13 protein-coding genes are annotated in these 14,239 nt (G+C 64.3%); 10 read left to right on the top strand and 3 right to left on the bottom strand.

Annotation, left to right across the window (positions count from 1 at the left end; translation table 11 throughout):
* Window position 1: 1 nt before the first annotated feature.
* The 9 genes from J8I29_RS17730 to J8I29_RS17690 are packed head-to-tail and all read left to right on the top strand — an operon-like array spanning window position 2 to window position 9,969.
* Complete coding sequence (locus J8I29_RS17730; protein ID WP_348536074.1) at window positions 2-1,279, top strand: glycosyltransferase; 1,278 nt, start codon at window positions 2-4, stop codon at window positions 1,277-1,279.
* A gap of 2 nt (window positions 1,280-1,281) precedes the next feature.
* On the top strand, window positions 1,282-2,472 hold the full coding sequence (locus J8I29_RS17725; protein ID WP_209432674.1) for a glycosyltransferase family 4 protein: 1,191 nt from the start codon (window positions 1,282-1,284) through the stop codon (window positions 2,470-2,472).
* Window positions 2,472-3,908, top strand: coding sequence for a hypothetical protein (locus J8I29_RS17720; RefSeq protein ID WP_209432673.1), 1,437 nt, complete (start codon window positions 2,472-2,474; stop codon window positions 3,906-3,908). Before J8I29_RS17725 ends, J8I29_RS17720 begins: the two co-directional genes overlap by 1 nt.
* A 21-nt stretch (window positions 3,909-3,929) precedes the next feature.
* Entirely contained in the window at window positions 3,930-4,877 is a 948-nt protein-coding gene (locus tag J8I29_RS17715) for an exostosin family protein (RefSeq protein ID WP_209432672.1), read from the top strand.
* Entirely contained in the window at window positions 4,874-6,064 is a 1,191-nt protein-coding gene (locus J8I29_RS17710) for a glycosyltransferase (RefSeq protein WP_209432671.1), read from the top strand. The genes J8I29_RS17715 and J8I29_RS17710 overlap by 4 nt, the downstream gene beginning before the upstream one ends.
* Complete coding sequence (locus J8I29_RS17705; RefSeq protein ID WP_209432670.1) at window positions 6,057-6,830, top strand: glycosyltransferase family 2 protein; 774 nt, start codon at window positions 6,057-6,059, stop codon at window positions 6,828-6,830. The genes J8I29_RS17710 and J8I29_RS17705 overlap by 8 nt, the downstream gene beginning before the upstream one ends.
* Before the next feature lie 16 nt (window positions 6,831-6,846).
* Window positions 6,847-8,655 carry a carbamoyltransferase C-terminal domain-containing protein gene (locus tag J8I29_RS17700; protein WP_209432669.1) on the top strand — a complete coding sequence of 603 codons (1,809 nt, stop codon included), beginning with the start codon at window positions 6,847-6,849 and terminating at the stop codon, window positions 8,653-8,655.
* Complete coding sequence (locus J8I29_RS17695) at window positions 8,633-9,487, top strand: hypothetical protein (protein ID WP_209432668.1); 855 nt, start codon at window positions 8,633-8,635, stop codon at window positions 9,485-9,487. Before J8I29_RS17700 ends, J8I29_RS17695 begins: the two co-directional genes overlap by 23 nt.
* Window positions 9,484-9,969 (top strand): hypothetical protein, encoded by a 486-nt coding sequence (locus J8I29_RS17690; protein ID WP_209432667.1) that lies wholly within the window; start codon window positions 9,484-9,486, stop codon window positions 9,967-9,969. Before J8I29_RS17695 ends, J8I29_RS17690 begins: the two co-directional genes overlap by 4 nt.
* A 9-nt stretch (window positions 9,970-9,978) precedes the next feature.
* On the opposite strand, the gene J8I29_RS17685 is transcribed toward J8I29_RS17690, so the two are convergent.
* From J8I29_RS17685 to J8I29_RS17675, 3 genes are all read right to left on the bottom strand, one after another.
* Window positions 9,979-10,824 carry a hypothetical protein gene (locus tag J8I29_RS17685; RefSeq protein WP_209432666.1) on the bottom strand — a complete coding sequence of 282 codons (846 nt, stop codon included), beginning with the start codon at window positions 10,822-10,824 and terminating at the stop codon, window positions 9,979-9,981.
* A gap of 56 nt (window positions 10,825-10,880) precedes the next feature.
* Window positions 10,881-11,528 carry a hypothetical protein gene (locus J8I29_RS17680; protein WP_209432665.1) on the bottom strand — a complete coding sequence of 216 codons (648 nt, stop codon included), beginning with the start codon at window positions 11,526-11,528 and terminating at the stop codon, window positions 10,881-10,883.
* Window positions 11,529-11,641: 113 nt separating this feature from the next.
* Complete coding sequence (locus tag J8I29_RS17675; protein WP_348536063.1) at window positions 11,642-12,619, bottom strand: UDP-glucuronic acid decarboxylase family protein; 978 nt, start codon at window positions 12,617-12,619, stop codon at window positions 11,642-11,644.
* A 268-nt stretch (window positions 12,620-12,887) separates the two neighbouring features.
* Between J8I29_RS17675 and J8I29_RS17670 the strand changes: the two genes are divergently transcribed.
* Window positions 12,888-13,673 (top strand): FkbM family methyltransferase, encoded by a 786-nt coding sequence (locus J8I29_RS17670; protein ID WP_209432664.1) that lies wholly within the window; start codon window positions 12,888-12,890, stop codon window positions 13,671-13,673.
* Window positions 13,674-14,239 lie beyond the last annotated feature (566 nt).

Genomic DNA, 14,239 nt, shown 5'->3' with positions numbered 1-14,239 from the left:
CGTGCCGCGTACCGTTCTGATCGTCTCCCCCTATTTCCCGCCGTCCAACCTGGCCTGCGTGCATCGAGCCCGGCATCTGGCCAATCATCTGCCGGCCGCGGGCTGGACACCCATCATCCTCTGCGTGGACGACCGCTTCTACGAGCAGGACCCCGATCCCCTGCTCGGCAGCCTGGTCTCGCCGGAGCTGGAGATCGTCAGGGTTCCCGCCCTGCAGGCCCGCATGACGCGCCGTTTCGGCATTGGGGATCTCAGCCTGCGGGCCTGGTCGGCCCTTTCCAGCCGAGCAGCCGACCTGCTCTCGGCCAGGCGGATCGACACCGTGCTGATCACGGGATCGCCCTTCTACCCCATGCTGATGTCGCGCTGGATCGAGCCGAAATTCGGCGTGCCGGTGGTGCTCGATTTCCAGGACCCCTGGGTATCGGCCTGGGGCAGGGACCAGAAACCATTGAGCAAGGCCGGGCTATCCCACCAGCTCGCGCTTCGCCTGGAAGGGCCGGCTTTGCGCAAGGCCCGCTTCGTGACATCGGTCTCAACACGCCAGAACGAGGAATTGGCCGCGCGCCATTCCTGGCTCGACGCTTCGCGCATGGCGGCGCTGCCCATCGGCGGGGATCCCGGCGATCTCGACCTCCTTCGGGCCATGCCGGACATCCGCCGGAGCCGGCTCGATCCGGCGATGATCAATCTGAGCTATGTCGGCACGGCCCTGCCGCGATCCCAGGGGCTTTTCCGGGTCCTTTTCAAAGGTCTTGCCGAAATGAGGGCACGCCAGCCGGGTCTTGCCGCGCGCCTTCGTCTGCATTTCATCGGCACCAGCAACCAGGCCAACGACAGCGAAACGTTCTCCATTCTTCCGCTCGCCGAAGCGGAAGGGGTCGCCGATCTCGTCGCCGAGATCCCTCGGCGCCTGGCCTATGCCGAAGCGCTGGGGCTGATGGCCGGGTCGCACGGCCTGCTGCTGGTCGGCTCGGACGAAGCCCACTACACTGCGTCCAAGATCTATCCCGCCTTGCTGACAAAGCGCCCCTATCTTTCGCTGTTTCATCGCCTGTCCGGCGCTCATGCCCTTCTGGCGGCAGCCGGCGGCGGCATCCATTTCTCCTTCACCGACGCGAACGGCCTGGCCGGACTGCCGCAGGACATCGCCACCGGATTGGAGCGCCTGGCCCTCGACCCCGCCAGCCTCGGTCAGTCCCGGCAGGATCGCCTGGAACCCTTCTCGGCCAGGGCGATCGCCGGCCGCTACGCCGCGATTTTCGATGGGCTGCGCTGACCATGCGCCTGGCGATCCTTACCTCCCATCCCATCCAGTACCAGGCGCCGATCTTCCGGGAACTTGCGAGGCGCATGGATCTGGAGGTCTTCTTCGCGCACCGCCCCACACCCCGGCAGCAGGCCGATGCCGGCTTCGGAGTTGCGTTCGACTGGGATATCGACCTCCTCGCCGGCTATCCCAACCGCTTCCTCGCCAACAAGGCCAGCAATCCAGGCGTGGACAATTTCTTCGGCTGCGACACGCCGGCCATCGCCCAGGCGTTGCGGGAAGGTAGTTTCGATGCCCTGCTCGTCTGCGGCTGGGCGCTCAAATCCTATCTGCAGGCCATTGCCGCCGCCCGGCGCCTCGCCATGCCCGTCCTGGTGAGGGGGGACAGCCACCTGCTGACACCGCGCCGGCGGCTGAAGGCCTGGACCAAGCGGGCAGTCTATCCCCGCCTGCTGCGCTTCTTCGATGCCGCGCTCTATGTCGGACAGAACTCCCTAGCCTATTACCGCCACTATGGCTATCCGCCGGAGCGGCTGCATTTTTCACCGCATTGCGTCGACACGGACTGGTTTGCCGCACGGGCGACGACGCAGGCGCGCCAGGCCCTGCGTTCCAGCCTGTCCATCGGCGAGGCAAGCCGGGCCATCGCGTTCGTGGGCAAACTCGTCGAGCGCAAGCGCCCCCTCGACCTCATCGAGGCCGCCGCCCTGTGCGGTGCCGGGGGGCGCGAGATCGAGGTGGTGATTGCCGGCGACGGCCCGCTGCGCGAGGCGGTGCAGGCACGCGCCACGCAGCTCGGGGTGCGGCTGCATTTCCTCGGCTTTCGCAACCAGAGCGAAATGCCGGCCGTCTATGCGGCCTGCGATGGCCTGGCGCTGGCCTCCTCGGGGCAGGAAACCTGGGGCCTGGTGGCCAATGAGGCACAGGCCTGCGGGCGACCCGTCATCGTATCGGACCAGTGCGGCTGCGCTCCCGACCTCGCCGCGGACCGTGACACCGGTCGCGTCTTCGAAACCGGCAATGTCGGGGCGCTCGCCGCGGCCCTCGCCGATTTGCCGACGGGCACTGCCACGAGGAGCGCCCTTGCCGCGCTCGCTTGCCGCTATGGCGTCGGTGCGGCCGCCGACGGCATCGAGGCTGGCTTGGCTTCTTGCTCAAAGAGAACCGCCGACCATCGCCGGACATCAGAGGTGCTGACCTGATGCCGATGTCAGCCACCTCTCCGCGCTCGTCGGCCCCGTTGCCAGGGGTCGTGATCGTCGGCGCGGTGCTGCTCGCCATCCTGAACCTGCCGGCCGAGAACGCCCTGCTCACCACCTTCAGCCTGGTCGTTCTCGTCGCCGGCGTCGCCCTGCTGTGGCGGCCTGGCGAGCCGCCGATCGGGCTGTTCATTTTCGCCTATCAATGGCTGCAGGCATCGATATCGGCCTTTCATGCCAATTGGCTCGGCATCGACGTCGGCGCCTATACGATCTATGGCGGGGACAACAAGTCGGCGATCCTGCTGACCCTGGCCGGCCTGCTCTTCCTGGCGCTGGGCATGCAGCTCGGCAGCGGCCCGCCCGACAGGGCCGCGAGCCGGCAGGCGCGGGAAGCGGTACTGGCCCGGCCGCTTGCCACCTGGTTTTCCCTGTATCTCGTGGCTTCGATCGTCGCTGTCGGCGCCCTCCAGGCCGCCGCGCTCAGTCCCGGGCTGGCGCAGCCGCTCCTCGCTCTGGCCGGGTTGAAATGGGCGTTCTTCATGATGTTCGCCTATGCATCCTTCGTGCGAAACCAGCTGGGCAACCCCTTGTTTTCCTGTGCCTTTCTTGCCGAACTGGCCATGAGCACGGGCGGGTATTTCTCCGATTTCAAGACGGTGATGTTCTTCACGCTGTTTGCAACGGCCATGGCCGGAACGCGCCTGCGCGGGCTTCACGTCATCGGCGGAGCGATCCTGGTCTGCCTGATCGTCGTCAGCGGGATCCTGTGGACGGCCATCAAGGAAGATTATCGCAACGCGGCCTCCGGCGGCTCGGCCTCACAGGCCGTCACGCTCGACCTCGGCGACCGGCTGGGCACCATAGCCCAGCTCCTCGGCAGGCTGGACGGCGCCTCGATATCGGAGGCGACCGGGAAGATGCTCCACCGCATCTCCTATGTCGAATTGTTCGCCGTGGTTCTCGCCCGCGTGCCGCAGACCATTCCCCATGAGAAGGGCGCGCTCCTCCTGGATGCGACGAGCCGGCCCTTCATGCCGCGCATCCTGTTTGCCGACAAGAGCCAGGTCGACGACACCCGCCGCACCAATTACTACACGGGAGGCCTGTCGGGCACCTATCGCGGCACCTCGATCAGTCTGGGCTATATGGCCGAACTCTATATCGATTTCGGTCCCCTACCGATGATGGCCGTCATCCTGCTGTTCGGCTGGCTCTATGGCCGCATCTACCGCTGGCTGGTGCATTCTCCGCGAGCCGGACCGCTGCTCGGCTTTACCTCGGCCTGCGCCATCCTGGCCCAGGCCGCCCTGCTGGAAGTCAGCCTGGCCAAACTGGTGGGCGGCGTGATGGTTTCGGTCCTCCTCACCGCCCTGTTCGTCCGGCTGGCGGCGCCACGCCTGCGCTCCTGGCTGGAAACCCGGCCGGTCGGGCGCTGACAAGACGATCGACGCGACGCCATGCGCCCCTGCGTTCTCCTGACGGCCCTACGGGAAAACCCCGCTCTCGCGAAAGCCCGCAGACTGGCGGCGCTGCATCCGCCCTCGGCCTTCCGGATCGCCGCCGACGACGAGGCCCCCGACATCGTGTTGCATCTCGACAGCGGCTATATCGGCCTTGCGGACCTGCTGCAATTGCGGCGACAGATCACGAAGCACCCGACGGCCCGGCACTTCCTGTTCTCGGAATCCGACTGGCCCTACGCCATATTGCCAGGGGCCTATCCGTCCCTCACCAAGGCCCTTCCCTGGGCGCGGAGCTGGAGCTACCTCCCCGACCCCGACCACCCCGCCGCTGCTGCCTTCCTACCGCGGAAGGAACCGGCCCATCTCTTCTCCTTTCTCGGCCGGACCAGTACCCATCCGATACGAGAGCGCCTCCTGGCCCTCGACAGCCCGGATACGCCGTGCCTCGATCTGGCGGCAGCACCGGCTCGTTTCGCCGATTTCGACTATCGCAGGACCTATCGCGAGTTGCTGCTCCGCTCGCAATTCGCCCTTTGCCCCCGCGGCTTCGGCGCCTCCAGCATCCGCCTTTTCGAGGCGATAGCCCTCGGCTGTGCACCGGTGATCATTGCCGATGCCTGGCTGCCGCCCCCTGATATCGACTGGCGGGAGTTCAGCCTCTTTGTGGCCGAAAAGGACATCATGCGCATACCGCAGATCCTGGAGGAGGCTCGCGGGAAGGCCGCTTCCATGGGCGAACGCGCGCGCCGGGTCTTCGCGGCGCATTTCGCACCCGAGATCTTCCTCGACCGCCTGCTCGCCACGCTGGTTGCGCTTCCTCACGAGGCCGGCGGCCGGGCGATGGCCGGCCGCGCCTGGAAGGCGCTGGGCTGGCGCGAAGGCTATTCGCTGGCACATCGGGTCAAGATGCGGATCCGCACCACCGCAGGTCTGACGCCTTGAGCCTGCGCTGCCTCCATGTGGTGCCGACCTATCTGCCGGCGCTGCGCTATGGCGGGCCTATTCACGCCGTGCACGGCTTGTGCCGCGCCTTGGCAGGCCGCGGCTGCGACGTTCAGGTCTACACCACGAATGTCGACGGTAACGGTGTCCTGCCGGTCCCGACCGATCGGCCGGTGCAACTCGATGGGGTGAACGTCCACTATTTTCCGGCCGGGCTCGGACGTCGCCTCTATCGCTCCCCGGCGATGGGCCGCGCGCTGGCGCAGAACATCGCCTCCTTCGATATCGTGCATCTCCATTCCGTCTTCCTGTGGCCGACCACCGCTGCGGCACGATTCGCACGGCGAAACGGCATTCCCTATCTGCTGGCGCCCAGGGGAATGCTGGTTGGCCCGCTGATCCGGCGCAAAAGCCGCTTGCTGAAATCGGCCTGGATCCGGGCCTTCGACCGCGCCAACCTCGCCGGGGCCGCCGCCATTCACGTGACCAGCCGATCCGAACGCCTCGACATCGAGAAACTGGCATTGCCGGCCCGGGCTTTCGCCCTGGTGCCCAATGGCATCGACATGCCGCCCCTCAATGCCGGTCTCCTCTCGCGGGATCATGCCCGGCCCTATGTCCTCTTTCTGGGGCGGATCAGCTGGAAGAAGGGCATCGAGCGCTTGATCGACGCCATGCAGGTCGTCGCCGATGCCGATCTCGTCATCGCCGGCAATGACGACGAGGGCGAAACCGCCCGGCTGAGGCCACGCGCCGCAGCATTGGGGGTTAACGCCCGCATCCGCTTCGTCGGCCCCGTACATGGCGAGGAGAAATGGTCCCTGCTGCGCAACTGCGCCGCCTTCGCACTGGCCTCCCATTCGGAGAACTTCGGCAACGCCGTCTTGGAGGCGATGGCCTGCGCCCGCCCTGTCGTGGTCACCCCCGAAGTGGGGCTTGCCGATGTGGTCGCCGACGCCGGCTGCGGCCTTGTCGTCGACGGCTCCCCTGCGGCGCTTGGCGCGGCGCTCTCCTCCCTCCTGGCAGACGCTGACTTTGCCGCCCGGCTGGGACAGGCCGGCGAGAAGACGGCTCGCGAGCAATTCTCCTGGCCCGGCATTGCGGCTGCCATGATCGATGTCTACCAGGAGGCTATCCTCGCCCAGGCGGGAGAAGCTGCTCCCGCCGAAAGAGCCGTGCATGTCTGACTTGATCGCACCGCGGACGACGGTCCTGGTCCTGAGCTTCAACGAGGCTCCCAACCTGGCGCGCTGCCTCGATCGGCTCGGCTGGGCGCCGCGTATCCTGCTGGTGGACAGCGGCAGTACGGACGAGACGCTCGATATTGCCGGCCGATACGCCAATGTCGAGGTGGTGCATCGCCCCTTCGACAGCTTCGCCGGCCAGTGCAATTTCGGCCTCGACCTCGTCGATACGCCCTGGGTGCTCTCGCTCGACGCCGATTATGAATTGAGCGAGGATCTCGTTTGCGAAATCCAGTCCCTCCGTGAGGGGACGGCGCAGGGCTATTCGGCGGCCTTCATCTACCGCATCCATGGCAGGCCCCTGCGCGGAACCCTCTATCCGCCCCGCACGGTGCTCTATCGCCGGCAGGCCGCGCGCTACCGCGACGAGGGCCATGGCCACCGCGTCACCGTGGCGGGCGAGGTCGGCACCCTGGCGGCCCCCCTCTATCACGACGACCGCAAGCCCCTTCTCAGATGGGTCGATTCACAGAAGCGCTATGCGCAGATCGAGGCGGACCACCTGCTCGCCAGCCCGAAGGAGGACTTGAGCCGGGTCGACCGCCTCAGGCTGCAGGCATGGCCGGCACCGCTCCTGGTATTCTTCTATACCTTGTTCCGGAAAGGCGCCGTCCTCGATGGCTGGGCGGGTTGGTACTACACCCTGCAGCGCGTGATCGCCGAATGCCTGATCGCGCTGGCCCTGATCGATCGGCGCCTGGCGAAATGACAGGAAGGGTTCCGGCTTGATCATCCTCGGCCTCAACGCCTACCACGCCGATGCCGCCGCCTGCCTTCTCAGGGACGGGCAGATCGTTGCGGCCGCGGAGGAGGAGCGCTTTCGCCGTATCAAGCACTGGGCGGGCTTTCCCAGCCAGGCCATCGCCTATTGCCTGCGGGAGGCAGGTATCGGGCTCGGGGATGTCGACCATGCCGCGGTCAACAGCGATCCCAGGGTGCATCGCCTCGAGCGCCTGGCTCATCTGGCGCGTCACAGGCCCGATCTTTCTCTTGTCCTCGACCGCTTCAGCAACCGCCGCAAGCGCCTCTCCGTTGCCGATGAACTCGCAGCCGCCTTTGCCGGGCAGCGTTTCAAGGGCACGGTGCACCAGGTCGAGCATCACCTGGCCCATCTGGCATCGGCCTTCTTCGCCTCCCCCTTCCAGGAGGCGGCCGTCCTCTCCCTCGACGGCTTCGGCGACTTTTCCTCCACGGCGTGGGGCAGCGGGCACGCCGGCGCGGTCACCGTCGAAAAACGGGTGCTGTTTCCCCATTCCATCGGCCTGTTCTATCAGGCGCTCACCCAACATCTCGGCTTTCCGCACTATGGCGACGAATACAAGGTCATGGGCCTGGCGCCCTATGGCAAGCCGGTCTTCCTCGACAGGCTGCGGCGCCTCGTAAGGCTCGAGGCTGGGGGAACGTTCGCGCTCGACCTCAGCTATTTCCGGCACCATCGCGAGAAGATCGCGTTCGACTGGCAAGGCGGAGCCCCGGTCTTCGCCCCGCTCTACTCGGATGCATTGGAGGGACTGCTCGGCCCCGCGAGAGCGCCGAATGAGGCACTGACCGAACGCCATCACGATATCGCATCGTCGGCCCAGGCCCTCTTTGAGGAAGTCCTCGACCATATCCTGCAGGCCGTCTGGGACAAATATCGCCTGCCAAACCTCGCTTTTGCCGGCGGCTGCGCCCTCAATTCGGTGGCCAATGGCAAGATCAGACGAACTTCGGCCTTCCGGCACCTCTATGTGCAGCCCGCGGCCGGCGACGCCGGCGGATCGCTCGGTGCCGCCCTGGCCGTCTGGCACCAGTCCGGGGGCCACCGCTCAACCCCGATGGACCACGCCTATTGGGGTCCGGCCTACGGTCCCGATGACATCGATCGGCTTCTGGCGGCCGAAACTGTCAAGCTCGCCGCCATGGACTGCGACATCCGGCATTTTGAGGATGAAGCCGAGCTTTGCCGGGAGACGGCATCAGCCATCGCGGCCGGCCACGTCATCGGCTGGTTCGACGGGCGCATGGAATGGGGACCGCGCGCGCTCGGCAGCCGCTCCATCCTGTGCGACCCCCGGCGGGCGGACATCAAGCAGCTTCTCAACCACAAGATAAAGCGCCGCGAGTCGTTCCGGCCGTTCGCGCCGTCCATTCTCGCCGAGCATGCCGCCGACTGGTTCGAGGATATCGATGCGGTGCCATTCATGACCGAGGTCCTGCCGGTCCGGCCCGACAAGCGTGCCCTCGTGCCCGCCATCACCCATGTGGACGGCTCCGGGCGGCCGCAGACGGTGCAGCGGCAGGCCAACCCAGCCTATCATGCCCTGATTTCCGCGTTTTTCGCGTTGACCGGCGTGCCCATGGTGCTCAACACCTCCTTCAACGAGAACGAACCGATTGTCTGCACGCCGCGCGAGGCGCTCGACTGCTTCCTGCGCACGCGCATGGACATTCTCGTGCTCGGGCAGGTGCTGATCCAGCGCCGGCAGACCGCCGGGCCGGCCGCCATGCCCGACAGCCAGCACGCCGCCGATGATCCCCTCCCCGGCCCCTGAAGCCGCGGCGCCCTCGCGCGCGCTCTCCTGCCATGCCGTGTATGGCTGGTGCCTCGTCCTCGTCTGCATGGAGTGGCTGTATTATCGGCTGGGCCAGCAGCCCTTGCGCCAGATCGGCGACCTGCCCCATGTGATCTCCGTCCTCGAAGTGATCGAGATCGCGATGATCGTTCGCCTGATCGGACGCGAGCGGCGTGACGCTCCCTTCCAGGCGAGCGAGGCCGCCCTGACCCTCGCGGCGATGGCTTTCTGCGTCCTCGTACTGCGCCAGGTACCGCTCGCCGCCGCGCTGGCGCTCGCCCTTCTTGCGGCGTGGCACCTGCGTAAACGCCCGTCCTGCCGCGCCTCGTCCGTCGCACTGCTGGCCTTCATTGCCCAGTTCGTGCTTCTGGGCTGGCCCTTTCTCGTCCTTCACAATGTCGTCGGCCTGCTCGATGCGGCGATCGTGCGAACCGCACTGCAGATGGCGGGACAGGATGTATCGGGCCACGGCACCTACATCCTCCGTCCCGCCGACGCGATCGGCTTCGACGTGATGTGGGGCTGTGCCAGCTCGACCACCCTGGTCCAGAACCTCATGGCCTACGCCATCATCGCCGTCGGTCTCGGGGGGCCGCTCCGTCGTTCCGACTCCACGGCATTTCTGCTCGTCACCGGCGCCACCCTTGCCTTGAATTGGCTGCGCCTGGTGCTGATCTGCGCCTCGAAGGATGGATATCTCACCTGGCATGAAGGCACGGGCGCGAATATCCTGGCAGCGTTCTATGCCGTTCTGATCCTCGTCCTCGCTTATTACCGGGCCAGGCCCCGGCAGATGCAGCCCTCCGCGTGATCCGCCTGTTCCACATCCTGGCTGCGGCGCTGGTGGTGTGTTCCCTTGCCTTGGCTGTCCGGCAGGCTCGCCTTCCCCCCCAGCCTGCCCCGGAAGCCCAGATCGCATCGGTTTTTGCCAAAGCCGGCTTTTCGCTCGCGACCCAGCGCCGGACCCTGCTCGGCCCGGAGCTCTCCTTCACGCGGTCCGATTGCGCCATACCGATGCGAGCGGTGTTGACGGAAACGATCCATCGCGATGCCATGCAGATCCTTGCCGGCATGGCAGGGGCCGATGAAGAAGTGATCACGGTCTATGGCGGTGCGGCCGTGCCCAGCCTGCATCTTCGAGACATCGCCTGGCCCTGGCTGCAACGCAAGCTCGGCGTCATGCTCGGCCTTTACCGGTCGAACCCCTGGGACTCCATCGGCCTCGCCATTTTCTCGCCCCGTCAATGCCGGGGCGGCGGCCCCGACTGGTCATCCCTGCTCAGCGAATCCTGAATTCTGCGCTCAGGTCCAGTTGAAGTTGTGCGCCGCGTTGCGTGTGTCTTCTTCATAGCGATCCTCCCACACGCGCGTAAGGAATATCACCAGCGCGAATTCCGACATGAACAGGACGAGCGCCATGAACGCCCAGACGACCGGCGCTGCCAGGAGGCGAAAACCGCCGATCTGCGGATAGCGGCTGAGGGCCAGATTGGCTGCCTCCATCACGAGGCCGATCTGCAGGCTGATGCCGATGATGATGACCAACAGGGTGATCGGTTCGCGCAGCGCCGTTCGCAGGGAGGTCCGGATCGGCCGACGCTCGTCAAGGGACGCGGCAGGCCCCACCAGGGCCAGGCCCGCTGTCGCCATGAAGCCGAGCGCATAGGAGAGCAGGATCGCCCCCCGTACCAGCTGTTCGTGCGCGACGGGCGCGCCCGGCAAGGGCGGATGCTTGAGCAGGCCTATGACGGCCCAGCACACGAGCACATAGAAACCCATGCGCCGCGCCCGCCCGCCGGTGGGAAATACAGGGCGCCATTCGCCATGGATGAGGCCTCGGTGCAGGCGCAGCGCAATGCGCGCCAGGAGATAGGTCGTCATGGCATGGAAGGCGATGAGCAGGCCGACCTGGACCAGACCCGAGGGCCACGCCACCAGGAAGGACATGGGCGGCACCAGTTCCTGAACGGCGAAAATCAGCCAGGCCGCAAAGAAGAGAACCGGCTGGCGTATGATCGTCATGCCTGCCTGCCGCCAGCTTTCGGCAAAAATATTATAGGGGCGCGACGAGGCAAAGAAGCCAGCGATACCGATCGCCATCAGGATCACGAAAATGATCAGTGAAACCTCGATGGACGGAGACGGCATTTCGATTTTTGCCCTGACGCGTGACCTGGAAATGGAGCGCGGCTAACAAGCCACAATTACGAACCGCCCGTCGCTGACAGGCTCCTGAACCACCGCAGCCAGTCCCTCATTTTCTTTCGTCCCATTATCAGGATCAGGAACGCCACCGCCAAATAGGAAATCGTGCTCGTACCCGGCACGGGCCCCGGGATCTGCACGAGGGATACGTCGTCCAGACGCAGGGGCGCTGTCAGCAAGCCCGGCAAGTTGGTGAAGACGAGATTTGTTACACCAGCAGGCAAATTTACTGTAAGGGTGTAAAGATTATATCCACCTAAGCCAACAATCGTAATTCCATAAGTCAAATTATAGGTGACTCCACCTATTTGTACACTAAAATTCAAAAATCCAATAGAAAGAGAAATCTGTGGAGCGAGATAAAAGCTCAATTGATAGGTACCGGCGGTCGGAATAGTGATGGATTGTGAAATCGTGCCGCCGCCTGTGGCAATCGTGCCATAAAAACTCCCGCTATGTGCCGGCGGGTTGAGAAATATCGTGCCTTCTTGCGTCCGCGTAGACCCTCCGCTGTAACTCCACCCCGTCGTCGTTTCGAAGCCGCCGTTGGTGATGATCTGGGCGCGGGCCTGTGCGAGCAGAATTGGCGAAACAGCAAGGGCGAATGTCAGAAGCAACGGCCCCCATGCCTTGAGCAGAAATTTCATGCCCCTCTCCCGGCGCCAGTCCCGTCAGGTTAGCCTCGCAAGTTAGACCAAGCCCCGCCGATCAACAATCGCATTGAGAGCGCGGCCAATCCCTGGAGGAGGACCGCGAGACCTCATTGAGCCGGGCTCAGACTGCGCAGCGCCCCATATTCGTCTGATCTCAGCAGACCCTCGAAATAGGCGATCGTCCTGGCGAGGCCATCGCGAAGGCCGATGGACGGGGCCCACCTTAGAAGCGCGCGCGCCTTGGCGATATCGGGCTGGCGCTGGCGTGGGTCATCCGTCGGCAAGGGCCTGAATTCGAGCCGGGACGACGAACCCGTCAGCTCGATGATCAGCTCGGCAAGGTGACGAACGGTGATCTCCACGGGATTGCCGATATTGACCGGCCCGTGAATGTCGGCCGGCGTCGCCATCATGCGGACCAGGGCTTCGATCAGGTCGTCGACATAGCAGAAGGAGCGCGTCTGCCCGCCATCGCCATAGATCGTGATGTCCTGGTTGCACAGCGCCTGAACGATGAAATTCGACACCGCCCGCCCGTCGTCTGGCTGCATGCGCGGGCCGTAGGTGTTGAAAATCCGCACGACTTTGGCCGGGACGTCATATTGCCGGATATAGTCGAAGAACAAGGTTTCGGCGCAGCGCTTGCCCTCGTCATAGCAGGAGCGCGCCCCGATTGGATTGACGTTCCCCCAATAATCCTCCGCTTGGGGATGGGTATGCGGGTCGCCATAGACCTCGGAGGTGGAGGCCTGCAGGACCTTGACCTTCAGGAGCCGCGCCAGATCGAGCACATTGATGGCACCCAGCACATTCGTCTTGGTCGTCTGGACCGGATCGAACTGATAGTGTTTCGGCGAAGCCGGGCAGGCCAGATTGTAGATCTCGCCGGCTTCGACGCGCAAAGGCGTCGTAATATCGTGGTTCAGTAGCTTAAAAGCGGGGTTTCCGATAAGTTGGTCCACGTTGCGCCGTGAGCCGGTAAAGAAATTGTCAACGCAAAGAACTTCTTTATTATCTCTCAACAGGCGCTCGCACAGATGCGAGCCGAGAAATCCAGCGCCACCCGCCACCAAGACGCCGGTCACAGCCGCATTCCTGTTGCTCCGGCGAGCGTGACGCTGTGTTTCAAGACTGTCATGACCAAGAAAACTATCGATTTTTCGGGAGTCGTCAAATCCGGCGGCAAACCACGCGCCGTCGCCGGGCCTGCCTTGCCCTTCCGCCCTTTCGCCCCGAACCGACCTTGCCATGGCGCGCACGGGGCTGCCATGCCCGGGAAAATGCCGTAATAAGCCGTCATCGATCATGCCCGCCCGGCGGTCAAAGCGGGCGAGCTTGGAGTGCAACACGGCGATGGGCGTTCTCCGCGCGCAAATCTCCAGGCTGGTAAAGGGGATGCTGGCCCGGCACGGGCTGCTCCTGATCAGGGCCGGAGCCAAATTCGGCCACGATCCCTGGGCCGACATTCGCCGTCTCGCCGAAGCCTGGCACTATCCCATCGCGACCGTCTTCGATGTCGGAGCCAATGATGGCGAGACGGCGGCCCTCGCCCTGCACAAATTCCCCGGGGCGCGAATCGTCAGCTTCGAACCGCACCCTGAGACATTCGCCCTTCTGATGCGGCGACTCGGCGGGGAGCGCCGGTTTGCCGGCGTCAATGCGGCGCTGGGCGTGCAGGACGGCACCGTCGACATGTTCGAATACCCCTCTTCGAAGATCAACAGTCTCAGCGACCGGGCGCAATATGCGCTGCGCTATCCCCAGCAGGCCAACCGCATCAGCGTGCCGTCGACGACGCTCGACGCCTATTGCGAGCGCAACGGCTTCGAGACGGTCGACGTTCTCAAGCTCGACACCGAGGGTTTCGACCGCATCGTTCTCGAAGGCGGCCGGGGCATGCTCGAACGGCGGGCCATCAGGTTCATCTATGTGGAGTTCAACGACTTGCAGCCCAAGGAGAATGCCATGGGGGGAGACCTGATCTCGATCGACTCGCTCCTGCGCCCGCATGGCTATCGCTTCATCGCATCCTATAACGACTACATCGTCACCGAAGGCGATCTGTTCTGCCTCTCCAATGCGCTTTTTGCCCTTCCTCCGGTCATGTCGACGTTCTCGCCGGAAGCGGAAGGGCGCTAGGTCCTCTCCCGAAAAACTATCTCGGAGGGTGCCGCCCTCGATGACGGGAAAAGGGCGGTGAGCGTCACAGCTCCAAAAACGCACTCGGCCCGTATCACCGATACGGGCCGAGAAACGTCTCCTGCTCAAATGCACCAGGGGATGGAAATAATGCCTGAATTAATCTGTATAATAGCGATAGGTGATTAAAATCTGGATCGACAGAAAAGATATGACCGTGAGCGGATAGATATATTTTGCAGCCGGAAGAATGACGGAAATTATCTGATCGCTCATTTTGCCTCACAAAATGTGTTTTCGCTCCGCCCATGAACGTCTTTTGGCAACAATGAAGAGCGGTTTTGAAGTAATCCGAAGATACCGATGATGCCCGTCCTCATCAGCGCAGCGAAGGACGTTACAAGATCGATCCTGTAATCGCCCTCCTCGATCCGGCAACGTATTTCCTGTCGCCGTTGTTTTGATAATAGCTGGGAACTGCCTCACAAGTTTGTCGGGAAGACCGCGGTTCTGTAAGAAAGTGTCACAGGCCCCCGTTGCGCCAAAGCGGGTGTCGCCTTGGCTAT

The organism is Labrys sp. LIt4, assembly GCF_017813775.1.
GTDB lineage: Bacteria > Pseudomonadota > Alphaproteobacteria > Rhizobiales > Labraceae > Labrys > Labrys okinawensis_A.
The sequence above is the reverse complement of the archived record's forward strand: the minus strand, read 5'-3'. Positions and strand labels throughout refer to the sequence as shown.